Annotated in this window: 25 protein-coding genes; 13 read left to right on the top strand and 12 right to left on the bottom strand. The window is 73.0% G+C overall.

Features of this window, described 5'->3' with window-relative positions; all coding sequences use genetic code 11:
• Nucleotides 1–10: 10 nt before the first annotated feature.
• Nucleotides 11–658, bottom strand: a complete 648-nt coding sequence (locus tag IE251_RS28695) for a ScbR family autoregulator-binding transcription factor (protein WP_189755895.1) — start codon at nt 656–658, stop codon at nt 11–13.
• A gap of 139 nt (nt 659–797) precedes the next feature.
• Between IE251_RS28695 and IE251_RS28700 the strand changes: the two genes are divergently transcribed.
• Nucleotides 798–1811 (top strand): ScbA/BarX family gamma-butyrolactone biosynthesis protein, encoded by a 1014-nt coding sequence (locus IE251_RS28700; protein WP_229896982.1) that lies wholly within the window; start codon nt 798–800, stop codon nt 1809–1811.
• Nucleotides 1808–2767 (top strand): NAD-dependent epimerase/dehydratase family protein, encoded by a 960-nt coding sequence (locus IE251_RS28705; protein ID WP_189755896.1) that lies wholly within the window; start codon nt 1808–1810, stop codon nt 2765–2767. The genes IE251_RS28700 and IE251_RS28705 overlap by 4 nt, the downstream gene beginning before the upstream one ends.
• Nucleotides 2768–3079: 312 nt before the next feature.
• Here the strand turns inward: IE251_RS28705 and IE251_RS28710 are convergent, their stop codons facing one another.
• On the bottom strand, nt 3080–3808 hold the full coding sequence (locus IE251_RS28710) for an aminoacyl-tRNA hydrolase (RefSeq protein ID WP_189755897.1): 729 nt from the start codon (nt 3806–3808) through the stop codon (nt 3080–3082).
• Between the two features lie 118 nt (nt 3809–3926).
• On the opposite strand from IE251_RS28710, the gene IE251_RS28715 reads away from it, so the two are divergent.
• Nucleotides 3927–4811 carry an ABC transporter ATP-binding protein gene (locus IE251_RS28715; protein WP_189755898.1) on the top strand — a complete coding sequence of 295 codons (885 nt, stop codon included), beginning with the start codon at nt 3927–3929 and terminating at the stop codon, nt 4809–4811.
• Complete coding sequence (locus tag IE251_RS28720) at nt 4808–5479, top strand: ABC transporter (RefSeq protein ID WP_189755899.1); 672 nt, start codon at nt 4808–4810, stop codon at nt 5477–5479. The genes IE251_RS28715 and IE251_RS28720 overlap by 4 nt, the downstream gene beginning before the upstream one ends.
• On the opposite strand, the gene IE251_RS28725 is transcribed toward IE251_RS28720, so the two are convergent.
• The 8 genes from IE251_RS28725 to zapE form a co-directional block, all read right to left on the bottom strand.
• Nucleotides 5471–5653, bottom strand: coding sequence for a hypothetical protein (locus IE251_RS28725; protein ID WP_189755900.1), 183 nt, complete (start codon nt 5651–5653; stop codon nt 5471–5473). The two genes, IE251_RS28720 and IE251_RS28725, sit on opposite strands and share 9 nt — an antisense overlap.
• Before the next feature lie 35 nt (nt 5654–5688).
• Complete coding sequence (locus tag IE251_RS28730; RefSeq protein ID WP_189755901.1) at nt 5689–6531, bottom strand: polysaccharide deacetylase family protein; 843 nt, start codon at nt 6529–6531, stop codon at nt 5689–5691.
• Nucleotides 6532–6661: 130 nt separating this feature from the next.
• Nucleotides 6662–8185: an FAD-dependent oxidoreductase gene (locus IE251_RS28735; RefSeq protein ID WP_189755902.1), complete on the bottom strand. Its 1524-nt coding sequence runs from the start codon at nt 8183–8185 to the stop codon at nt 6662–6664.
• 78 nt (nt 8186–8263) lie between these two features.
• Entirely contained in the window at nt 8264–9253 is a 990-nt protein-coding gene (locus tag IE251_RS28740) for a slipin family protein (RefSeq protein ID WP_189755903.1), read from the bottom strand.
• 105 nt (nt 9254–9358) lie between these two features.
• Nucleotides 9359–10837 (bottom strand): SulP family inorganic anion transporter, encoded by a 1479-nt coding sequence (locus IE251_RS28745; RefSeq protein WP_189755904.1) that lies wholly within the window; start codon nt 10835–10837, stop codon nt 9359–9361.
• Nucleotides 10838–10845: 8 nt separating this feature from the next.
• A complete protein-coding gene (locus IE251_RS28750) occupies nt 10846–11424 on the bottom strand; it encodes a carbonic anhydrase (RefSeq protein ID WP_189755905.1) in 579 nt (192 codons plus the stop codon).
• Nucleotides 11425–11510: 86 nt separating this feature from the next.
• Complete coding sequence (locus IE251_RS28755) at nt 11511–11906, bottom strand: hypothetical protein (protein ID WP_189755906.1); 396 nt, start codon at nt 11904–11906, stop codon at nt 11511–11513.
• 200 nt (nt 11907–12106) lie between these two features.
• On the bottom strand, nt 12107–13210 hold the full coding sequence (zapE, locus tag IE251_RS28760) for a cell division protein ZapE (RefSeq protein ID WP_189755907.1): 1104 nt from the start codon (nt 13208–13210) through the stop codon (nt 12107–12109).
• Between the two features lie 36 nt (nt 13211–13246).
• Between zapE and IE251_RS28765 the strand changes: the two genes are divergently transcribed.
• From IE251_RS28765 to IE251_RS28800, 8 genes are all read left to right on the top strand, one after another.
• A complete protein-coding gene (locus tag IE251_RS28765; RefSeq protein ID WP_189755908.1) occupies nt 13247–14065 on the top strand; it encodes a pyrimidine reductase family protein in 819 nt (272 codons plus the stop codon).
• Nucleotides 14066–14194: 129 nt separating this feature from the next.
• Nucleotides 14195–14668, top strand: coding sequence for an indole-3-glycerol phosphate synthase (locus IE251_RS28770; protein ID WP_189755909.1), 474 nt, complete (start codon nt 14195–14197; stop codon nt 14666–14668).
• Between the two features lie 144 nt (nt 14669–14812).
• Nucleotides 14813–16204, top strand: coding sequence for a UDP-N-acetylmuramate--L-alanine ligase (murC, locus tag IE251_RS28775; RefSeq protein ID WP_189755910.1), 1392 nt, complete (start codon nt 14813–14815; stop codon nt 16202–16204).
• Between the two features lie 25 nt (nt 16205–16229).
• The gene (gene msrB / locus IE251_RS28780) at nt 16230–16637 is read left to right on the top strand and encodes a peptide-methionine (R)-S-oxide reductase MsrB (protein ID WP_189755911.1); all 408 of its coding nucleotides are present in this window, start codon (nt 16230–16232) and stop codon (nt 16635–16637) included.
• Between the two features lie 164 nt (nt 16638–16801).
• Entirely contained in the window at nt 16802–17935 is a 1134-nt protein-coding gene (locus IE251_RS28785; protein WP_189755912.1) for an ABC transporter ATP-binding protein, read from the top strand.
• Nucleotides 17932–18585, top strand: a complete 654-nt coding sequence (locus tag IE251_RS28790; protein ID WP_189755913.1) for an ABC transporter permease — start codon at nt 17932–17934, stop codon at nt 18583–18585. Before IE251_RS28785 ends, IE251_RS28790 begins: the two co-directional genes overlap by 4 nt.
• Entirely contained in the window at nt 18582–19256 is a 675-nt protein-coding gene (locus IE251_RS28795) for an ABC transporter permease (protein ID WP_189755914.1), read from the top strand. The genes IE251_RS28790 and IE251_RS28795 overlap by 4 nt, the downstream gene beginning before the upstream one ends.
• Before the next feature lie 157 nt (nt 19257–19413).
• Nucleotides 19414–20367: an ABC transporter substrate-binding protein gene (locus IE251_RS28800; protein WP_189755915.1), complete on the top strand. Its 954-nt coding sequence runs from the start codon at nt 19414–19416 to the stop codon at nt 20365–20367.
• A gap of 104 nt (nt 20368–20471) precedes the next feature.
• Here IE251_RS28800 and IE251_RS28805 read toward each other — a convergent pair whose 3' ends face one another.
• Nucleotides 20472–20927 carry a tellurite resistance TerB family protein gene (locus IE251_RS28805; RefSeq protein ID WP_030777767.1) on the bottom strand — a complete coding sequence of 152 codons (456 nt, stop codon included), beginning with the start codon at nt 20925–20927 and terminating at the stop codon, nt 20472–20474.
• A gap of 224 nt (nt 20928–21151) precedes the next feature.
• Between IE251_RS28805 and tatA the strand changes: the two genes are divergently transcribed.
• The gene (tatA, locus tag IE251_RS28810) at nt 21152–21331 is read left to right on the top strand and encodes a Sec-independent protein translocase subunit TatA (protein WP_189755916.1); all 180 of its coding nucleotides are present in this window, start codon (nt 21152–21154) and stop codon (nt 21329–21331) included.
• 2 nt (nt 21332–21333) lie between these two features.
• Here tatA and IE251_RS28815 read toward each other — a convergent pair whose 3' ends face one another.
• Nucleotides 21334–22329 (bottom strand): sporulation protein, encoded by a 996-nt coding sequence (locus tag IE251_RS28815; protein WP_189755917.1) that lies wholly within the window; start codon nt 22327–22329, stop codon nt 21334–21336.
• Nucleotides 22330–22706: the final 377 nt, after the last annotated feature.

Below are 22706 nucleotides of genomic sequence, written 5' to 3' on the forward strand. Positions count from 1 at the left end.
CCGGCGCGCGTCACACATCGTCCGCGTCGCCCTGTGTCCCGCCCAGAAGGTGACCGCGTTCCTCGTGCGTGTCGAGCCGCCGCAGGACACCCGGCACGGCGATGCCCGGCAACAGCACGTTCCACATCACCGACACCCGGTGCAGCAGGTCGTCACGGCCGCTGACCAGGTTCGACAGCAGCTGGATGCCGGTGAACGACCCCACGACGAGCTGGGCGAGATCCGGGATCGGCGCGCCCGGCAGCAGCTCACCGCTCGCATCGGCCTCGCGCAGGACGTTCTCGATGACGTCCAGGGCCCACTGATAGGGCGCCGTCCTGCTCTGCGAGAAGGAGGTTTCCTCGACCGTGAGACGGACCGCCGCCCTCAGCACGTCGCTGGTCTGCAGCAGCCGTGCGTAGGTGAGCGTGATGTCGATCGCGGCCTGCAGCCGGATGCTGGTCCTCGGCGGACGCAGAGCCTCGATCTGGGCCGCCACCACCTCCTGGGCGATGGCCTCCTTGGACGCGAAATGGTGGTACATCGCCCCGCGCGTGAATCCCGCCCGGGTCAGGATCTCCCCGGTGCTGGCCCCGTCGTAGCCCCGTTCGGCGAACACGGAGGCCGCCGCCTCCACCAACTGCCGCCGGGTCTGAAGCGCTCGTTCCTGCTGCGCCACTGTGCACTCCCAAGATGCCTGTTGAAGTACAGACAGATCGGTCTGTATTTTACCGGCGGCAGGTCCGGTCCTGCTGCGGCCCGGACCCCTCGCGTTGTCAGGACACAGTTGTCAGGACAAAGGTCAAGAGGAGATCAAGGTGACGCTCCACCCTGTTCCGACCCTCGCCCGCGCAACCCTCGTAGCCGACCGCAACACCCTTGCCGAGCGGACGTGGACGCCGCTGAGCGACGACGATCTGCTGGCTCTGACCGCCACCGTGCCCCGCCAGTACGTCCACCGGGCAGCGGTCGCCGAGGTCTTTCTCACCGGCTGGCGGGCGGACGGCCCCGACTCGTTCACCGTCGCCGCGCAGTGGCCCCGCGCCCACGCCTTCTTCACACCCGTGGCAGGGCGCCTCGACCCGCTGCTGCTGGCCGAGACGGTCCGCCAGACCGGCGCCCTCCTCGCCCATGCCGAGTACCAGGTCCCGTTCGGTCACCAGTTCCTGTTGCGGAGCCTGTCGTACTCCGTCACCGAAGAGGGCCTGCGCGTCGGCGCCGTCCCCGCCGACGTCGAACTCAAGATCACCTGCAGTGACATCGCCTACCGCTCCGGCCACCTGTCCCGCATGCGGTACCACGTGGTCCTCCTGCGCGAGGGCCACCCCGTCGCCGAGGCCGAGGCCGCCTTCGGCTGCGCCTCCCCGGCCGTCTACCGGCGTCTGCGTGCCGGGGCACCGAGCAAGGCCCTGCCGCTGCCGCCGGCACTGCCCGCGCGGGCCGTCGGCCGCGAACACCCGCAAGACGTCGTCCTCGCCGCGGCCGGCCGCCCGGGCCGCTGGCGACTACGCGCGGACACCACCCACCCCATCCTCTTCGACCACCCGGTCGACCACGTCCCCGGGATGGTCCTCCTGGAGGCCGCACGGCAGGCCGCCCACGTCCTGCGCGGAGCTTCCCGCGGGCAGGTCCCGATCACGATGGACAGCGTCTTCACCCGATACGTCGAATTCGGCTCGCCCTGCTACATCGAGGCGGAGGACATCCCCTCGGCCGGGCCCGGTCCGCGCGTCCGCGTGCGTGGTGTCCAGGACGGTGCCGAGACCTTCTCCGCGACGCTCACCCTCTGGTCACCCGACGGCGCCCGGGACCGCCGGGAGGGCCTCTTATGACCACCATCCTGATCACCGGGGCAAGCGGCTTCATCGGCAGCCGCGTGACCCACTGGGCCGCACGCGCCCACCCCGACGCGCGACTGCGCCTGCTGCGCCACCACCGCGCTCCGGCGGCCGCCCCGGCGCATGCCACTGTCGTCACGGGCGATGTGACCGATCCGGCCACCCTCAGCCGTGTCTGCGCCGACGTGGACGTCCTCGTGCACTGCTCCTCCTGTGTCGCGGGCCCGCCCGACGCGTGTGCGGCCGTCAACGCCGCCGGGACCAGAGCCCTGGTCGGGGAAGCCGCCCGCGCGGGCGTGCGCCGCATCGTCTACGTCAGCACCGCCGCCGTCTACGGTCGCGGTCCGTTCCGCGACGCGACCGTGGAGGAACTGCTCCGAGCCCCCGTCTCCGACGCCTCCCGCAGCCGAGCCGAGGCAGAGGACGCCGTACTCGCCGCCGACGGCACCGTGCTGCGCCCGCACCTGGTGCACGGGGCGGGCGACCGATGGGTCGGCCCGGGCATCACCCGGCTGGCCCGCGCGCTGCCGTTCACCGTCGACGGCTGGCGCAGCCTGCACTCCGTCATCACCGTCGACGACCTCGCACGCCTGGCCGTGGCCGCGGCCACGGCTCCGTCACGGACCCTGCGTGGCCGCGCCTACCACGCCAACCACCCGTCCCCCGTCTCCGCCCGCACCCTCCTGCGGCACTTTGCCCGGCGGGCCGGGCTGTCCCTGCCGCACCGGAACGTCAGCCTGGAGCAGGCCCGGACCCACCTGCGCGCACACGGGCGCGGCACCCACGACCTCGACCTCCTCGCGACCGACCACTGGTTCCACAGCACCGGCATCTGGCGGGACACCGGCTGCGTTCCCCACCCCGACCCGGCTCTGTCCCCCGACAGCCCCGGCCGAGACGTCCGTGACCGGTGCCGGCAAGAACGGCAACCGGACCGGCAGGGGACCTGAACACCACGCCCGGACACACCCGGAACCCCGACGCGACGGGCTGCCCGAGCCCTGGTCCCGGGCCCTGATCGCGGCCGTGCCAGAGCCCCGGAGCCCTGTCCGCCGCCCCTCTCCCGGTTCCTGCGGTGGCGGGTTCCCCGAGCTGCGCGCGCCGGTCCGAAGCCCGTTGCCGGCCGGCCGTCGGCCGCTCCCCGGCCGAGGCGACGGCCCGCCGGCGGGCGCGCGTCCACGGCGGTCCGGCCGCACCGTGGCCGCTCGGACGCCGGCGTGGCGCGGCGTCGACGTCCGGGCGGGGGAGCGGGTGACGCTCACCTACGAAGACGGCCGTCGCAGCGCCGGGTGGTCCGCCACCACCGTGCAGGAGCCCGGTGCGATCTCCGTGTAGCCGGCGTCGCGGACCAGGGGGAGGCCGGCGGTGGTCAGCCCGGGCCAGTCGCCGGGGGCGGCGGTGCGGACGGCGAGCGGGAAGCCCGCTTCCCGCCACGCGGTGCGCTCCGCCTCGGACAGCGCCCACCAGGCCAGCTGGGCGCCGTGCCCGGCCTGGGCCATCGCCTTGCCCGCCGACATCTCCAGGTCCGGGTTCAGCCACAGCACCGGCTGCGCCGGACCGGCGGCGACGGGCGGCTCCGGGTCGTCCAGCTCGGTGCCCGACACCTGGAGCTTCGCCAGGTCCTTGGGCCAGCCGTCCAGCGGGACCGGCGGGAAGACCCGGACCTCGGCCGACTTGCCGGTCAGCGTGATCCCGGGCAGTGCCTCGGCACGCCGCCACTCGGCGCCCCGGGCCCGCCGGACCACCTTGCGGATCCGCGCGTCCTCCCAGTTCCGCACCGCCTCGGCCCACTCGCCGTCGCCGTGCGCCCGCTCCTCGGAGAGCAGGACGAGCACGGCCCGGGCCGCCGTCTCGAGCGCGTCGGTCCGGGCGGGCGGGGCACCGCGCTCGATGCGTACGACGAGCGGCAGCACGTACTGCGGTGCCTCGTCACGGGGATCGGTCCCGGCGCGGAACGGGCGGGCACTGGAGGGGGCGGGATCGTGGCTCACGAGAGCCCAGCCTACGAACCCGCCGACGCGCCGATCAACGCGCGGTCCTGTCAAGGCGGCGGGACCCGGCCGAAGAAGCCGCGACCGGAGCCGGGCTCGCCGGGCCAGAATGACCTCCATGCATCAAGGCCGTGAGCTGTGCCTGACCGCCGTGGGCCGTCGCTACGGCGTGCGCGGGCCCTGGGTGCTGCGCGGGGTGGACCTCGTCGTCGCGCCCGGCACCCTCGTCCGGATCGAGGGGGCGAACGGCAGCGGGAAGTCCACGCTGCTGCGGCTGCTCGCCCGGCTCGACGCGCCCTCCGAGGGCCGCGTCACCGGCCGGCCGCGCACGGCGTACGTACCCGAGCGGTTCCCCTCCGCCCTGCCCTTCACGGCCGTCGGCTATCTGACCCACCTCGGCACCCTCCACGGCCTCGGCCGCAAGGCCGCCGCCCGCGCCGCGCACACCTGGCTGGAGCGGTTCGGCGCGGGACCGTACGCCGGTACCCCGATGGCGCGGCTGTCCAAGGGCGGCAGCCAGAAGGTCGCCGTCGCCCAGGCCCTGCTCGGCGCCCCGGAGCTGCTGGTGCTGGACGAGGCGTGGACCGGGCTGGACGGGCCGGCGCGGGCCGAGCTGGACCGGGCGGTGGCCGAGCGCACGGCCGCCGGGGGCGCGGTGGTGTTCGTGGACCACGACCCGCGCCGGCTCGCCGGGGCGGCGGACGCCACGTACACCGTGACCGACGGCGGTCTGCGGAGCCGTACCGCAAGCGCCGGACCGGCGGTGGACGGGCCGGCCACCGTCGTCGTCGTGCAGGGCCCGCCGGACGGGCGGCTGCCCCCGGAGGCGGTACGGGCCGCCGTCGCCGTGGCGCGGACGGCTCCCGGCGGTCACCGCCTCACCGTCCCGGCCTCCCACTCCGACGTCGTACTGCGCGCCCTGCTCACGGCCCGCCCGCCCTGGCACGTGGTGCGCGTCGAACCCGCCGGCGCCCCGGCCCCCGACCCCGGAAGCCGCCCATGACCGCCCTGTTGCGCTACCAGGCCGACCTGCTGCTGCGCTCCCAGCGCTGGCTGCCCCCGGTGATCCTCTACGCCGTCTTCCTGGCCGTCGGCGTGCGGGGCGGACAGCCGGTGCTGGACTCGCTCGGCTACACTGCCGCCGCCCTGCTGCCGGTGGCCGCCTGGCTGGTACGGATCTGTGTCACCGGCGAGCCGCCCGCCGCCCGGGCCTGTGTCGCCGCCGCGCGCGGCCCCGCCCGCGCGCACCTCGCCTGCCTGCTGACCGCGCTGCTCGCGGCCGTGCTGCTGGGCGTGGCCGCCGACGTGGTGGTGACGCTGATCAGCGATCCCGCGAGCACCGGCCACCGGGTGCGCGTCCCGCCGGCGCGGGCGCTGGCCGCAGGGCTGCCGACCGCGCTCGTCTGCGCCCTGCTCGGCACGGCCGTCGGCGCGCTCACCGGCCCGCCGGTGCTGCGCTCCACCGGGCGCGCGGTGCCCGCGATGCTGCTCGGCGCGCTGCTCGCGGCGGTCGCGTCCGGCTCCCCGGCGCGGGCCGCCGTCAGCGGTCTGGTCACCGGCTCGCACAGCGGGCGGGCGCCGGTGCCGCTGCTGCCGCTGGCGGGCGCGGCCCTGCTCGCGGCCGCCGCGTGCGCCGCCGCGGCCTGGCTCACCGCCCGCCGGTCACCCTGAGCAGGCGGTGCGCTGGGCCTCCTGCCACTCGCACACCGGGCACAGCGTGATGCCCTTGTACGACTCCGGGTACTCGGTCGGCTCCCGGCACAGCACACAGTCCGCGTACGGCGGCCCGTCGGCCTTGGGCGGCCGGGCCGCCTCGGCGATGGTGCAGTAGTCCTCGTCGTTCATGCCCTCAGCGTAGGACGGCGGCCCTCGATCGTGGGTCAACGGCCGGTGCCGGTCCCGCCGATCAGCTCGGAGACCTTCACGAACCGGTAGCCGCGCCCGCGCAGCTCCGGTACGACCGTACGCACCACCTGCTCGGTGGTCGGGGCGGCGCTGCGGGTGCAGTGCAGGACCACCACCGAGCCCGGCCGCACCCCGTCGAGCACCTGCCGGGCCACCGCGTCGGCGTCCGTGGCGAACGCGTCACCGCTGACCACGTCCCACTGCACGGCGGTCACCCCGAGCCCGCTGAGCGCGCGCAGCGCCCGCTGGTCGTAACAGCCGCCGGGGAAGCGGAAGTACGGCATCGGGTGCGGCACGCCGGCCGCGCGCAGGGAGGCGTACGCCCGCTCCACGTCCGCCCGCATCCGGCCGGCGTCCACGGTCGGCAGGCCGTAGCAGTCGGCGGTGAAGGCGTAGTGGCTCCAGGAGTGGTTGGCCACCTCGAAGCGCGGGTCGCGGCCCAGGTCGCGGGCCTCGGCCGGGTACTGCTCGGCCCAGCTGCCGGTCATGAAGACCGTCGCCGGCACCTTCAGTTCGCGCAGTGCCCGGATCAGTCCCGGGTTGTCGAAGCGCTCGCCGGCGGCCGCGCGGGGTCCCTGGTCGGCGGTCATGTCGGCGTCGAAGGTGAGCGCGACCGTCTTGCCCCGGGTGCGCGGGCCGTGCTCGAAGACCGGGGTCAGCCCGCCGGGGCCCGGCGCGAGCACCGGTGCGCGGGAGGGTGAGGACGAGGGGGAACCGGAGGCGGGGGAGGCGGGGTGCTCCTGTCTCGCGGTGCCGCAGGCGGTGAGCGCCGCGCCGAGGAGGCAGAGGGCGATGAGACGACGTGCTGGTGGGATCACCCTACGAAGATAAGTCTTAATGTCAGTTTATATGCCTATATGTGTCCGGCGTTGCGGTGCCCTCACCCGCCCGGCGGGCCCGCACCGCGCCTGCGCGCCCGCTCCCGTCGGCCGGGCCGGCTCGGGCCGCTCAGTCCAGCTCGCGCCGCTCCAGCGGCTTCACCGCCGGACCCTGGAGCACCGAGCCGTCCACCGCGAACCGCGAACCGTGGCAGGGGCACTCCCAGGCACGCTCGGCGCGGTTGAAGGAGACCAGACAGCCGAGGTGGGTGCAGCGGGCGGACACCGCGTGCAGCGCGCCCTCCTCGTCGCGGTGCACGGCAAGCCGCTCGCCGCCGGAGCGGACCAGCGCGCCGTCGCCGGGTGCCAGGTCCGCCACCGAGCCCGGCGGCCTCAGCCGGTCGCCGACGAAGTGCCGGGCCACCTCCGCCTGCGTCTTCAGCAGCGACGGCGCCTCGCGGACCACCGACTTCAGCCGGCGCGGGTCGTACAGCTCCCGCCACAGACAGTCCCGGCCGGTGATCAGCGCGGTGAGCAGCAGCCCCGCCATGATCCCGTTGCTCAGGCCCCAGCCGCCGAAACCGGTGGCCACGTAGGTGTGCCGGGCGGCCGGGTGGAACGGGCCGACCAGCGGGACGGTGTCGGTGGACTCGTTGTCCTGGGTGGCCCAGGCGTGGTCCAGGGTCACCCCGGGGAAGTGCGTCTCCGCCCACGCGGCGAGCCGGTCGAACCCGGCCCCAGGATCGCCGGTGCCGGGCGTGAAGTGCTCCCCGGTGACCACGAGCAGCCGTCGCCCGTCCGGGCCGTAGGGGGCGGTGCGCACCGAGCGGGTGTTCTCGTCCGGGGTGATGTACATGCCGTCCGGATCCGGGCCGTCGCCGAGCGGCCCGGCCACGACCAGTTCCCGGCGCGGGGAGAGACGGGCGAACAGCAGCGCCCGGTCGAACACCGGGTAGTGGGTGGCGATCACCACGTGCCGGGCGGTCACCACGGGGCCCGCCTCGGTCGTCAGCCGGCACGGCTCGCCCTCCGTCAGCCCGGTCACCCGCGTGTGCTCGTACACCCGGCCGCCGAGCCGCAGCAGGTCGGCGGTGAGCGCCCGCAGGTACTTGACCGGGTGGAACTGCGCCTGCCCGGTCACCCGGACCGCGCCCGCCACCGGGAACGGCAGTCCGGTCTCCGTGGTGAACGACGCCGGCAGCCCCGCCTGCCGGGCGGCGTCCGCCTCCGCGCGCACCTCGGCCACCCGGGAGGGGTCCCGGACATAGGTGTAGGCGTCCCGGGTCTCCCACTCGCAGTCGATGTCCAGTTCCGCCACCAGCTCCGCCGCGTGCTCGATCGCCTCCGACTGCGAGCGGGCGTACAGCCGGGCGCCGTCCGGGCCCCGGGTGCGCCGCAGCCGGTCGTAGACCAGCGTGTGCTGGGCGGTCAGCTTGGCCGTGGTGTAGCCGGTGACCCCGGCCGCCGCCCGCCCGGCCTCCAGCACCGCCACCCGGCGCCCGGCCCGGGCCAGCGCGTGGGCGGTGCTCAGCCCGGCGATGCCCGCGCCGACGACGGCCACGTCCACGTCGAGATCCGCGTCCAGGGCGGGGTGATCGGGCCCGGGAGCGGTGTGCAACCAGTACGAATCGGTGACCTTCCGCTGCTCACGCATGCCCGCCGGGTACCCAGGCCGCTCGGCCTCACATCCGTGGCGGCGGCCGGCCGCGCAGAAGGCGAGGGCCGGTGCCGGTCAAGGGGCCTGCGGCGTGCTGTCGGTGCTGGTCAGGGGGGCCTGTGGCGGGCCGTCGGGGTCGATCACAGGGGCCTGTGGTGGGCCGTCGGGATCGATCACAGGGACCTGTGGCGGGCCGCCGGTGCCGGGCACCGGGAGCGGTGGCGTGCCGTCGGCGTACCGCTCCCGTCCGCCGTCGGTGTGCCCCGGCGCCGGGGCCCGGTCCTGGTCCTGGTCCGGCGGGGACGGCCGGCCGCCGCGCTCCAGGAAGTGCAGCAGTTCCACCGGGATCGGCAGCACCAGCGTGGAGTTCTTCTCGGCCGCCACCGCCATCACCGTCTGCAGCAGCCGCAGCTGGAGCGCGGTCGGCGTCTCCGCCATCTGCTGGGCGGCCTCGGCGAGCTTCTTCGACGCCTGCAGCTCGGCGTCGGCGTTGATGATCCGGGCCCGGCGCTCCCGGTCCGCCTCGGCCTGGCGGGCCATCGACCGCTTCATCGTGTCCGGCAGGGACACGTCCTTGATCTCCACCCGGTCGACCTGGATGCCCCAGCCCACCGCCGGGCTGTCGATCATCAGCTCCAGGCCCTGGTTGAGCTTCTCGCGGTCGGAGAGCAGGTCGTCCAGGTCGCTCTTGCCGATGATCGACCGCAGGGACGTCTGCGCCATCTGCGAGACCGCGAACTTGTAGTCCTCGACCTTCACCAGGGCGCTCGCCGCGTCGACCACCCGGAAGTAGACCACCGCGTCCACCCGGACCGTGACGTTGTCCCGGGTGATGCCCTCCTGCGCCGGGACGGGCATCGTCACGATCTGCATGTTGACCTTCTGCAGCCGGTCCACGAAGGGAATGATCAGGTTCAGGCCCGGCGACCGCACGTCCCCCCTGACCCGGCCGAGCCGGAACAGCACCCCGCGTTCGTACTGCTTGATCACCCGGACCGCCGACGCCAGATACACGACACCGGCGGAGCCCGCCGCCGCAACGGCCACCAGAAGGTCTGCGACCATGGTGACCTCCTCGCCCAGAGGTCGGTTTTGTCTGTTGTTGCCACGATAGGCCCGTGAGGCCGGGATGCCGAGAGGTCCCGGCGTCCCGGCCCCACGGGAGGGCTCTCAGGCGGCTGTGACCAGCTTCACCGGGTCGGTCCCGGCCGTGCTGTGCCGTGCCGCCCAGCTGTCCAGCGCCATCCGGCAGGCGTGGTCCAGATGGTGCAGCCCGGACAGGTCGAGCCGGACCGGACGGTCCTGCGGCAGCGACTCCAGGCTGTCCAGGATCTTCGGCAGCCGCAGGAAGGTGGCGTTGCCCGTCAGGCGCGCCTCTATCGGGCCCGCGCCCTCGTCCACGACGTCCAGCCTGACGTGCGAGGCCTCCCAGGCGGTCTTCACCACCGCCAGGGCCAGACCGATGAGCACGCCCTCGAACATGCTGACCGCGACGATGGAGACGGCGGTGACGGCGAGGACCACCGCCTCCCCCCGGTGCTCGCGCCACAGCGTGCCCAGCGACCGGACGGGTATCAGCTTGGCGCCCGCGTGGATCAGGATGCCCGCGAGGGCCGGGATCGGGATGTAGGCGAGCACGTCGGGCAGCAGCGCCGCGAACAGCAGCAGCCACACGCCGTGCAGGACCCGGGAGGCCTTCGTACGGGCGCCCGCCTGGACGTTGGCCGCGCTGCGCACGATCACCGCGGTCATCGGCAGCGCGCCGAGCGCCCCGCACACCATGTTGCCGGTGCCCTGGGCGATGAGCTCCTTGTTGTACTCGGTGCGCGGCCCGGAGTGCAGCCGGTCCACGGCCGCCGCGCTGAACAGGGACTCGGCGGACGCGATCAGGGTGAACGCGACGACCGTGCCGAGCAGTCCGATGCCGGCCAGTTCCCCGAAGGCGCTCAGCGGCGGCGGCTGGACGGCGCCGAGCAGGCCCTTCACCTCGACCGTGGCCACGGGCATGTCCAGCGCGAACACGGCCAGCGTGGCGAGCCCCACCGCGGCGAGCGGGCCGGGCACCGTGCGGACCTTCTCCGGGGCGTGCTTCCACAGCAGCAGCACCGCGATGGTGCCCGCGGCCACCGCCAGGGAGGACAGCGCGCCGGTGTCGCCGAAGGAGTCCACGAGCGTGCCGGGCAGTTCGGCGATCTTGCCCAGGCCGGAGTCGGGGGCCTTGGCGGCCATCGCCGGGTAGAGCTGCCCGGCGATGATCACCAGGCCGATGCCGGCCAGCATCCCCTCCACGACGGAGACGGAGATGGCACGGAAGTAACGGCCCAGCCGCAGCAGGCCCATGGCCATCTGGATGGCGCCGGAGGCGAGCACGATCACGCCGAGCACCGGCAGGCCGAACTCCTGCACCGCCTCGTAGACGAGCACGGTCATGCCGGCGGCCGGTCCCGACACCTGGAGGCTGCTGCCGCGCATCAGTCCGGTGACGAGGCCGCCCACGATGCCGGTCACCAGGCCCAGTTCGGCCGGTGCCCCGGAGGCGACGGACACGCCCACGCACAGCGGGACGGCGACCAGGAAGACGACGAGCGAGGCGGCGAAGTCCTGCTTCAGGTGCGGGAATCGGGATATGAGGGTGCGGTTGTCGGTCATCGGCGGACTCACAGGGCCTCGAAACTGTCGGTCTGCTGGCGGTGCGTCCGTACCGTGCCGGTGTGCACCTCGTAGTACCAGGCGTGCAGGTTCAGTTCACCCTCGGCCAGCTTCCGCTCGACGCAGGGGTACGAACGGAGCCGCAGCAGCTGGGTGAGGACATGGCTCTGCACGCCCTCGGAGACCTCAGGGTCCTCGGCCTTGCCGGACGGGCGCGGGGTGGCCGAGACCAGCCAGTCGCGCACGGCCGGTACGGCGGTGAGGTCGTCGCCGCGCACCAGCGCGCCGACGGCGCCGCAGTGCGAGTGGCCGCAGACCACGATGTCGCGGACGCCCAGCACCTCCACGGCGTACTCGATGGTGGCCGCCTCGCTGGTGGGGTGCTCGGAGGCGTAGGGCGGGACGATGTTGCCCGCGGTGCGCAGCTCGAACAGCTCGCCGGGGCGGGCGCCCGTGATCAGGGCCGGGACGACCCGGGAATCGGAGCAGGTGATGAACAGGACCTGCGGGGACTGGCCTTCGGCGAGCTTGGCGAACTCCTCAGGGCGTTGTCCGAAGGTACGGGCGTTGTCGATGAGGGGCTGCATGTGTGTGGGTTCCTCCTGGCGCGCCTTCCCGGCGCGTCGGACTCGAACGATGGTCGTGGGGGGAGAGAGCGCGAGGCGCCCGGATCTCAGCAGCGGAAGACCTGAAGCGCTGCCGGGGTATGGGCTCTGGTGGCTCTCGGGGAAGAGTGGCGCGTTGCCTCGGGCGGTACCGACGGGGCCTCCGAGGCCCCCCGGCCGGAGTCGAGGGTGCTCTCCTCGGGCCATCCGGCCGCCGGGCCGCGATGCCGGTCGCGAAGGTGCGGGGTGCCCACGGGAGCGTCCGGGCTGCCGGGGGCGCGGACCGTGTCCGCTCCGGCGCGCGCCGAGAGCGCGGAGGGAGCAATTCCGGTCTCCGCCTTGAGCAGGGTCTGGCCGAACGTGTGCGCGGATGCGAAGTTTTCGCCGCCCGCGCGCAGCTGGAGCGCGAGCAGGACCGCGGCGAGGGCGGCGAGCAGGCCGCGTACGGCTGTACTGCGGAACATGAGCCCCCCTCCGCCCTGTTCATGTTTCTAGTACAGACCAAGTCTTGGTCAATGAATGGTCAAGAAACACCTTAGCCGCGCAAAGACCTTTGCTGGGTTAACTGGAGGTTAACGGGCTGAGAGAGCGTAAAAAACGCGGGTCAAGTGGCTTGAAGCAGCCCTTGACCCGCGGTAGTTGATTCGTTATCAGATGGCGCCGGTCAGGCGCCGACCAGTCCCTTCGCGTCCCGGGCCAGCGCGGTGAGCCGGGATATCGCGCGGAAGTACTTCTTGCGGTAGCCGCCGTTCAGCATCTCCTCGCTGAACAGCCGGTCGAACGGCAGCCCCGAGGCCAGCACCGGCACCTCGCGGTCGTAGAGCCGGTCGGCGAGGACCACCAGCCGCAGCGCCGTCGACTGGTCCGGCACCGGCCGCACGCCGGTCAGGCACACCGCCCGCACCCCGTCGGTCAGCGCGCCGTACCGGCTCGGGTGCACCTTGGCCAGATGCTCCAGCAGGCTCGGGAAGTCGTCCAGCGAGGCGCCCTCGGTGGCGAACGCCGTCTTCATGACCTCCTCGTCGGAGAAGGGCGCCGGTGCCTCGGGCAGGCCGCGGTGGCGGTAGTCCTCGCCGTCGATGCGCAGGGTGCGGAAGTGGGCCGACAGACCCTGGATCTCGCGCAGGAAGTCGGCGGCGGCGAAGCGTCCCTCGCCCAGTTTGCCGGGCAGCGTGTTGGAGGTGGCGGCGAGCGCCACGCCCGCCTCGACCAGCTTGCCGAGCAGCGTCGACACCAGGACCGTGTCGCCGGGGTCGTCCAGCTCGAACTCGTCGATGCACAGCAGGCTGTGCCCGGACAGCGTGCGCACCGTCTGCTGGAAACCGAGCGCGCCGACCAGGTTGGTCAGCTCCACGAAGGTGCCGAACGCCTTGCGGGACGGCTCCGCCGGGGCGGCGTGCCACAGGGAGGCCAGCAGATGGGTCTTGCCGACGCCGTAGCCGCCGTCCAGGTACACCCCGCGCGGGCCGGCCGGGGCCTTGGGCGCCTTCGCCCGGCCGAATCCGAAAAGGCCGCGCCGGCCGGTGCCGGACGCCCGCGGCGCGCCCAGACCGGCGGCGAAGCCCTCCAGGACCCGGACGGCCTCCGTCTGGCTGGGCTGGTTCGGGTCCGGGATGTACGTGGCGAAGCGGACCGAGTCGAAGCGCGGCGGCGGCACCATCTCGGCGACCAGCCGGTCCGCGGGCACGTGCGGCTCGCGGGCGCACAGGGAGAGGGGGCCCGCGTCGGTCACGGGGCCGGAACCGGGGGCGGTGCTGGAGGAGGACACGGTTATCCATGCTAAGCGCCGTGTCACACTGCACGAATGCGACGCCTCTTCCCTGTGACCGAAGAAACAGCAGCCCAGGCCCGCGCCGACGGGGGAGCACCGGCCGCCTCGGGGGCGGCCGTGGACCGGGAGTGGGACCTCGCCGAGCTGGCCGCCGCCTACGCCTACCCCGACCCCGCGCCGGGCGCCCCGCGGCCCTGGCTGCGGGCCAACATGGTCTCCTCCCTCGACGGCGCCGCCCAGCACGAGGGCCACTCCAAGCCCATCTCCAGCGCCGCCGACATGCGGATCTTCGGCACCCTGCGGGCGCTCGCGGACGTCGTGCTCGTCGGTGCGGAAACGGTACGGCAGGAGGGGTACCGCCCCGCCCGGGTGCGTGCCGAGTTCGCCGGGGCGCGCGCGGCCGCCGGACAGGCCCCGGTCCCGGCGATCGCGATCGTCAGCGCGAGCCTGGACCTGGACTTCACGCTGCCGCTGTTCACCTCGCCCCTGGTCCCGACGCTGATCCTCACCGGGGCCGCCGCCGCGCCCGACCGGGTCGCCGCCGCCGAGAAGGCCGGCGCCCGGGTGCTGGTCGCCGGGGAGGGCATGGGTGTGGAGCCCGCCCGCGCGGTCGAGGCCCTCGCCGGCCTCGGACACACCCGGCTGCTCACCGAGGGCGGCCCCCGGCTGCTCGGCCAGCTGATCGCCGCGGAGGTGCTGGACGAACTGTGCCTGACCGTCTCGCCGACGCTGACGGCGGGCGGCGCGCAGCGCATCTCCGGGGGGCCGTCGGTCGCCGTTCCGCACCGGTTCGAACTCGTGTCCCTGCTGGAGGAGGACGGATTCCTCTTCGGGCGCTACCGTCGGCCTTGAAATCAACGGAATCATCCGTTCCGGTTGGCTTCCGCCGGGCAGACTTAAGGCGGCAGTACCCGTGCGATCACGGGGAAGGATGGTTTCCGCAGGGGCCCTGCCGGGCCCTCTAAGGAGAAGAGGCGCCTGGTGTTCACAAGCGTTCTGATGATCGAGAAGGCCCTGACGTCCGCCGACGTGGAGTTCGTCACCACCTTGCACGGGGACGAGCCCGTCTCCTTCCACGTGCTGCTCCAGCCGCGCGGCGAGCAGGCGGACCGGCTGCTGCGGGCCATCGACGACATCGCGCTCGGCGAACTCGACGAGGCGGTGCGGGAGGGTGAGACCCCGGAGGGCCGCGAGGCGCGGAGCGTGGGGCGCCAAGCCCTCGACGTGTCGCTCCAGGCGCTGCGCTCCGCGGGGAGCGAGGCGGCGGGGCGGCTGGTCGAGGACCACCCGCTGGACGCGCTGAAGGCGCTGGTCGCCGAGGTGGACGCGGACGAGGTGATCGTCCTGACCGATCCGCACTACGTGGAGGAGTTCTTCCACCGGGACTGGGCCTCGCGGGCACGGCACAGGGTGGGGGTGCCGGTGCTGAAGCTGTTCTCCCACAGCAAGGCGTAGGCGTGGGGGCCCTCGCGCGCGGGCCGCGGGTCCCTCGTGGCCGAGCCCGCCGTCCAGCGCCCCCCGCGCCCCTTGCGGGGTGACCGGTGCTCCAGCGCATAGGCTAGGCATGTTCCGGCACGTACCGTCTCTGGGGAGAAACGCATGGCACCCGGCCTTCCTACCGCCATGGACCGACCGCACTTCATCGGCATCGGCGGCGCCGGGATGTCCGGAATCGCGAAGATCCTGGCCCAGCGCGGGGCCCGGGTGGCCGGCAGCGACGCCAAGGAGTCGGCGACCGCCGAGGCGCTCCGGGCGCTGGGCGCCACCGTGCACATCGGACACGCCGCCGGGCACCTCGCCGACGACGCGAGCTGTGTCGTGGTGTCGTCGGCGATCCGCGAGGACAACCCGGAACTGGTCCGCGCCGCCGAGCTGGGCATCCCGGTGGTGCACCGCTCCGACGCGCTGGCCGCGCTGATGACCGGGCTGCGGCCGATCGCCGTGGCCGGCACCCACGGCAAGACCACCACCACCTCGATGCTGGCGGTCTCCCTGACCGAGCTGGGCCTGAAGCCGTCGTACGCCATCGGCGGCGACCTGGACGCGCCCGGCTCCAACGCGCTGCACGGCGAGGGCGAGATCTTCGTCGCCGAGGCGGACGAATCGGACCGCAGCTTCCACAAGTACGCGCCCGAGGTCGCCATCGTCCTCAACGTCGAGCTGGACCACCACGCCAACTACGCCTCCATCGACGAGATCCACGAGTCCTTCGAGACCTTCGTGGGCCGGATCACCGAGGGCGGCACCCTGGTCGTCTCCGCCGACCACGAGGGCGCCCGGGAGCTGACCCGGCGGGTGCGCGACCGCGCGGTGCGGGTGGTGACCTACGGCGAGGCCGAGGACGCCGACGTGCGCGTGCTGTCGATCGTCCCGCAGGGCCTGAGGAGCCGGGTCACGGTGGTGCTGGACGGGCAGGAGCTGACCTTCGCCGTCTCCGTGCCGGGCCGTCACTACGCGCTCAACGCGGTCGCCGCGCTCACCGCCGGCGCCGCCCTCGGCATCCCGGCCCCCGAGCTGGCGCCCGCGCTCGCCGCCTACACCGGCGTCAAGCGCCGCCTCCAGCTCAAGGGCGAGGCGGCCGGCGTCCAGGTGATCGACTCCTACGCCCATCACCCGACCGAGATGACGGCCGACCTGGAGGCCATGCGCGGCGCCGCCGGTGACGCCCGGATCCTCGTCGTCTTCCAGCCGCACCTGTTCTCCCGCACCCAGGAGCTGGGCAAGGAGATGGGGCAGGCGCTGGCCCTCGCCGACGCCTCGGTGGTGCTGGACATCTACCCGGCCCGCGAGGACCCGATCCCGGGCGTGACCAGCGAGCTGATCATCGAGTCCGCGCGCGCCGCCGGCGCCGACGTGACCGCCGTCCACGACAAGGCGGACATCCCGGCGGTGATCGCGGGAATGGCGAAGCCCGGTGATCTCGTTCTCACCATGGGCGCGGGCGATGTGACCGACCTGGGCCCGCTGATCCTGGACCGACTCGCGCAGTAAGAGCAGTAAGAGGGGCTGAGAGCTGATGGCGTACGACGTCGAGAAGCCGGACGAGCAGTGGCGCGCGGAGCTGACCCCGGCCGAGTACGCGGTGCTGCGCCAGTCCGCCACCGAACCGGCCTTCACCGGTGAGTACACGGACACCAAGACCAAGGGCGTGTACTCCTGCCGGGCGTGCGGGGCGGATCTGTTCGAGTCCGACACCAAGTTCGAGTCGCACTGCGGCTGGCCGTCCTTCTACGACCCGAAGGACTCCGACGCCGTGGAACTGGTCGAGGACCGCTCCCACGGCATGGTCCGCACCGAGGTCCGGTGTGCCCGCTGCGGCTCCCACCTGGGGCACGTCTTCGCGGGCGAGGGCTACCCGACCCCCACCGACCAGCGGTACTGCATCAACTCCGTCTCGCTGCGACTGACGCCCGCGGAGGGCTGAGGGCGGCGCGGCGGCCCCGGTCCCGCCGGCCGGGGCCGGGCGGAGCCCGCCGCCGCCCGCCCGGGCCGCGACCCGCCGTCTTCCCGCCAAGATGTCGCAACACTGGCGGTCTAGACTCTCCCCGCATCAGCCCAGAGCGGTCGGACCGAAGGGTACGCGGCGTTTTGATACGGATAGATGCAGTCACCAAGCGGTACCCGGACGGCACGGTCGCAGTCGACCGGCTGTCGCTGGAGATACCGGACCGCGCGATCACCGTCCTCGTCGGGCCGTCCGGCTGCGGCAAGACGACGACCCTGCGGATGATCAACCGGATGGTGGAGCCCACCGAGGGCAGCATCCTCCTCGACGGGCAGGACATCCGGCAGCAGCCGGTCAACACCCTGCGCCGTTCGATGGGCTACGTCATCCAGAACGCGGGTCTCTTCCCGCACCGCACCATCCTCGACAACATCGCCACCGTGCCCCGGCTGCTCGGCCGGAGCAGGCGGCAGGCCCGGGACCGTGCCGCCGAGCTGATGGAGCGGGTCGGGCTCGACACGGCACTTGCCAAGCGGTACCCGTACCAGCTCTCCGGCGGCCAGCAGCAGCGCGTCGGCGTGGCCCGCGCGCTCGCCGCCGACCCGCCGGTCCTGCTGATGGACGAGCCGTTCTCCGCCGTCGACCCGGTCGTCCGCAAGCAGCTCCAGGACGAACTCCTGCGCATCCAGGAGGAACTGGGCAAGACCATCGTCTTCGTCACGCACGACATCGACGAGGCGATCAAGCTCGGCACCCGGGTCGCCGTACTGCGCACCGGCGGCCGGCTCGCCCAGTACGCCCCGCCCGCCGAACTGCTCAGCGCGCCCGCCGACGCCTTCGTGGAGGACTTCCTCGGCGCCGACCGCGGCATCCGCCGGCTCTCCTTCTTCCCGTCCGCCGATCTGGAGTTGCAGACCGCGCCGCTGGTGCGGGCCGACGCCGACGCCGGCACGCTCGCCGCCCGGGCCACCGCGGTCCCGTACCTCCTCGTCACCGATCCCGACGGCAGGCCGCTCGGCTGGAGCGAGCCCGGCCGGCTCACCGCCGGTGCCGTCGACCGGGAGCAACTCCTCGATTACGGGCGGCCGTTCGTGCCCGGCACCGACTCGCTGCGGGCCGCGCTGGACGGGGCCGTGCTCTCGCCGACCGGATGGGCGGTCGCGGTGGACGGCGAGGGGCGCGCCGTCGGTGTCGTGTCCCAGCAGGTCATCGGCGAGGCGATCCGGGCCGCCCACGGCCGGGTGGCCGAGCGGGCCGGGGAGGCGGCCGGACGATGAACGGGTTCTTCGACCTCCCGAGCGACCTCGGGCAGAGCTGGCTCGGTCTCGTCGGACTGCACCTGCGCGAGGCCCTGCTGCCGGTGCTGGCCGGGCTGCTCGTCTCGCTGCCCGTGGCGCAGCTGTGCGTGCGCTTCCGCTGGATCTACCCGCCCGTCCTCGGCATCGCCACGGTCCTCTACGCGATTCCCTCGCTCGCCTTCTTCGTCGTGCTCATCGACTACTTCGGCCAGAGCGAGACCACGGTGATGATCCCGCTCGCGCTCTACAGCCTGGTGGTGCTGGTGCCGGCGATCGTGGACGGCGTCCGCTCGGTGCCGCCGGAGACCCTGGCCGCCGCCCAGGCCATGGGATTCGGCGCCGTACGCCGGTACTTCCAGGTCCAGTTGCCCCTCGCGGTGCCCGCCATCATCGCCGGCCTGCGGGTGGCGACCGTGTCCAGCATCTCCCTGGTCAGCGTCGGCATGCTCATCGGCAACCAGGGCGCCCTCGGCAACATGCTCTACGCCGCCCAGACCTACGGCCGCCCCGCCCTGGCCGTGAACGCGGTGCTGACCATCGGGGTGCTGGGCATGCTCGCCGACGCCGCGCTGGTCCTCCTCCGCTTCCTGCTCACCCCCTGGATGCCGCGGAAGGGGGCCGGCCGGTGAACGTCCTCGACTTCGCGCGCGCCTTCTTCGGCGACGGCGCCCACTGGCACGGCTACGACGGCATCCCCACCCGGTTCGCCGAGCACATCGGGTACTGCCTGGAAGCCCTGGCGATCGCCGCCGCGATCGGTCTGCCCGTCGGCCTGCTCACCGGTCACACCGGCCGGGGCGGCAACGCCCTGGCGTTCCTTGCCACCGCCGGGCGGGCCCTGCCCAGCTTCGGCCTGCTGGTGCTGATGTTCATCTGGATCGGCCTGGGACTGCTGCCGGTGATGATCCCGCTGGTCGTGCTCGCCGTCCCGCCGATCCTGGTCACCACCTACGAGGCGGTCCGCTCCGTCGACCCCTCCCCGGTGGACGCCGCCCGGGGCATGGGGATGCCCGAGACGCGGGTGCTGTTCCAGGTGGAGGTGCCGGTCGCGCTCCCGCTGATCCTGAGCGGGCTGCGCACGGCGGCCGTCCAGATCGTCTCCACCGCCACCATCGCCGCCTACGTCAGCCTGGGCGGCCTCGGCCGGTACATCATCGACGGCCTCTACCAGAAGGACTACGAGAAGGTCGTCGGCGGCGCCACCCTGGTCGCCGGGCTCGCCCTGGTGACCCTGGCCGTGTTCTGGGCGGTGTCGCGGCTCGCGGTGTCACCGGGCGTACGCCGGGGCGGCCGGGGCTGACGGCCGTCGCCGCGACGACGGGCACGGGCAGCGGCGCCCCTCGCCGGGAAACCGCCGTCAGGAGGGCGCCCGGTGGGCACCACCGAACACGGACCGGCGGGCGATTTCCGGCCGATGGCACTTGACTGACCGAGAAGCGGCTGGATTGGATCAACAGGTGACTTCAACAACCCATGACAGCAGGTCCATCCGGGGGAGCAGAGGCGCGGCGGTGGTCGCCCTGGCGGCGACGGCTCTGCTGGCGGGCTGTTCCTCCAGCGACAAGGCCGACAACCCCCTCACCGGCGGCAAGGCGGACGGCGACAGCGTGGTCGTCGGTTCCAACAACTTTCCCGAGAGCACCCTGCTCGCCGACATCTACGGCGAGGCCCTCAAGGCCAAGGGCATCAAGGTCACCTACAAGCCGAACATCGGCAGCCGCGAGACCACTTACGGGCTGATCAAGAACGGCTCCCTCACGGTGATGCCCGAGTTCAACGGCGCCCTGCTGGCCCACCTCGACAAGAAGGCCACCCCGAAGACCCTCGAGGAGACCCAGGACGCCATCAACGCCAAGCTGGACTCCCAGCTGACCCTGCTCGACCCGGCGCCGGCGCAGTCCAAGGACTCCGTCACGGTGAACGCGGCCACCGCCGGGAAGTACCACCTCACGGACAAGTCCTCCATCGCCGACCTGAAGGACATCGCGGGGGACCTGGTCATCGGCGGCTCGCCGGAGTTCCAGGCCCGGCAGCAGGGGCTGGAGGGCCTGAAGTCCGTCTACGGCCTCGAGTTCAAGTCCTTCAAGGCGCTGGACACCGGAGGCCCGCTGACGCTGGCGGCGCTGAAGAAGAACGCCGTCCAGGTCGCGGACGTCTTCACCACGGACCCGAACATCACCAAGGAGAAGTTCGTCGTCCTGCGGGACCCGAAGAACCTCTTCGGCTTCCAGAACGTCCAGCCGCTCGTCCGCAAGGGCGCGCTGCCCCAGAAGGGCGTCGACGCGCTCAACGCGGTCTCCGCGAAGCTGGACACCAAGACCCTGCTGGAGCTGGACACCCAGGTGCAGGCGGAGAAGAAGGACCCGCTGGACGTCGCCCGGGCCTGGCTGAAGTCCGCCGGGCTCGGCTGACCCACCGGCAGCCGGCAGCCCATGGGCGCCCGTCGGCGGGTGTCCCCGTGCCCGGGGACACCCGCCGACGGGTTTCCGGTCTTCGCTCAGAGGTCTCAGAGGTCTCAGAGGTCGAACTCGTGCGGCGGCAGGTCCAGCGCGTAGCACGCCTCGCGCACCACGGCCTGTTCGGTCTTGTCGAAGTCGCCGTCCGCGCCGCCGATGACGATGCCGATCTGGATGACGGCCCGCGCCTCCGCGGGCTTCTTCTTCGCCTTGGCGATCTCCTGGAGCACGCTGACCTTGCCGAAGGCGAAGTCGGCCGTCAGCTTGTTCAGGTTGTCCTCGAAACGGCGCCGCAGGTCGTCCGCCGGGAAGTTCTGCAACACCTCGTTCGTGGCGATGAGCTGGGCCACCCGCTGCCGCTCGGAGGGATCCACCGTCCCGTCGGCGGCGGCCACCAGCGCGCACATCGCCATGCTCGCATCGCGGAACGCGCCGCTCTTCAGGTCGTTCTTCTTCGCCACCAACTGGGTCTGCATCTGCGACGCCGACTCCTTGATGCGGTCCCACAGGGCCATGTCCACTCCTCGCAACAGCCGTCGGATGCCCTCGCGGCACCCCACGGAATTTCTACAGCACTGTAGAAACTAACCGATCGGCCGGGAAGTTCCGCGGACCCGCACCGGGCGGCCGGTGCGCCGCCCACCGCCGACCGGCATCCGGCCGGGCTCCACCCGGGTTGTACAGTTGCGCAATGCGGCAACTGTCCGTTGCCGCAGGCCGAGACGGAGAAGGGGCCGTCATGTTCCGCAACGCCATCGAGCCCTGGCACCTGCTGGTCGTCGCGATCGTGTTCATCGTGCTGTTCGGTTACCGGAAGCTGCCCGACACCGCCCGCGCGCTCGGGAAGTCCGTGCGGATCCTCAAGAGCGAGGCGCGGGCGATGAAGGACGGGGGTGGTACGGGCGGCTCCGCCGGCTGAGGTCAGCCCTCGTCCGCGTCGTCCTCCTCGCCCTCGAAGAAGTCCCCGATCTCGTCCACGACCTCCGCGGCCACCATGCCCCCGACCACGCCCACGGCGAGGCCCGCCGCGCCCGCCGCCACGGCCGTGCCCAGGCCCGGGCCGGAGTGGTGGCCGGCCCCGGACGTGCCGGCGTGGCCGTAGCCGTGGCTGTCGTGGCCGTACGCCGCGTGGCTGCCGTAGGCGTCGTGGTGCTCGGTCATCCGGCGGATCCAGCCGTCCACCTCGGCCTGCCAGTCCAGGGCCGACGCGTCCTCGTGGCGCACCGTGAACCGGGTCAGGGCGTCGTGCCCCGCGGAGAACAGCCCGCCGCGCTTGTCCGCCTCCAGCACGATCTCCACGCCGGAGGGGGAGGCGAGGAAGGTCAGCTCCAGCTCGTTCATCGCGTGCGCGTACTGCGGGGCCGGCGTCAGCTCGATCTCCTGGTAGAACGGCAGCCGCTGGCCCGTACCGCCGATGTGGCCGTACTCCAGGTCGGCCGAGCGGAAGCCGAAGCCCAGGCCGCCGAAGGCCTCCAGCACCGCCTCCTGCACGGGCAGCGGACGGACGGCCAGCGGGTCCAGGTCGCCCTTGTCCCGGGCGCCCGCCACCGCGACCTCCGTGCGCACGCCCAGCACGACGCCGAGCGGCTGCCCGTGCAGCTCGGTCACCGGGGTCTCCCAGGGCAGCGGCACGCTGAACGGCAGCTCGCGCTCCTCCTCCTCGCCGAGCCGGAAGCCGCCGCCCACGGTGAACCGCTCGAAGACGACCGAGCCCTCGCTCTCGCCCTCCGCGTGCTCCGCCTCCACACGGGCGATCAGCTCCAGCCCGATGTGCTCGATGTCCACGGCCGACCCGCCGCCCCGCAGCAGCACCCGGCCCGTCAGGGCGCCGCCCGGCAGCGCCGCGCCCCCGTCCAGCACCGTGTCCACGGAGGGGCCGCCGACCCCGATCGCACCCAGCAGCCTCTTGAACACCATGCCGTAGCTCCCTTGCGCCTCGTCCTGTCCGGACGGCACTCCTTGTCCGCCCGGCTGCCCGGTGAACTCCCGGCGGGGACAGAGAAGTTCCCAGGTCACCCGTTCGAAGGACCCATGGCGTGACGGGGTGACGTCGTGACGGGGCGGCGAGGCGCGGCAACCGCCGTGTGCGGGGCGGCTGTTCGCTTCCAGGTACGGGAAAGCACCGACCGGTCCTGCTGTTTTGCGGCTGCCCCGGCCCCCCGTTGAAGACCGGGCGTCCGCCTCGTATCGTGACGGATCAAGGGTGCGGCTTCCGTCGCCCGGAGCCCGCCGAGCGCTGTAGTACGGCTGACAGGTGTCGTATCGCGTGCGTGGACCTCTGGACTCCCATTCCC

It is taken from the genome of Streptomyces eurythermus, assembly GCF_014649115.1.
In the GTDB taxonomy this organism is placed as follows: Bacteria; Actinomycetota; Actinomycetes; order Streptomycetales; family Streptomycetaceae; genus Streptomyces; species Streptomyces eurythermus.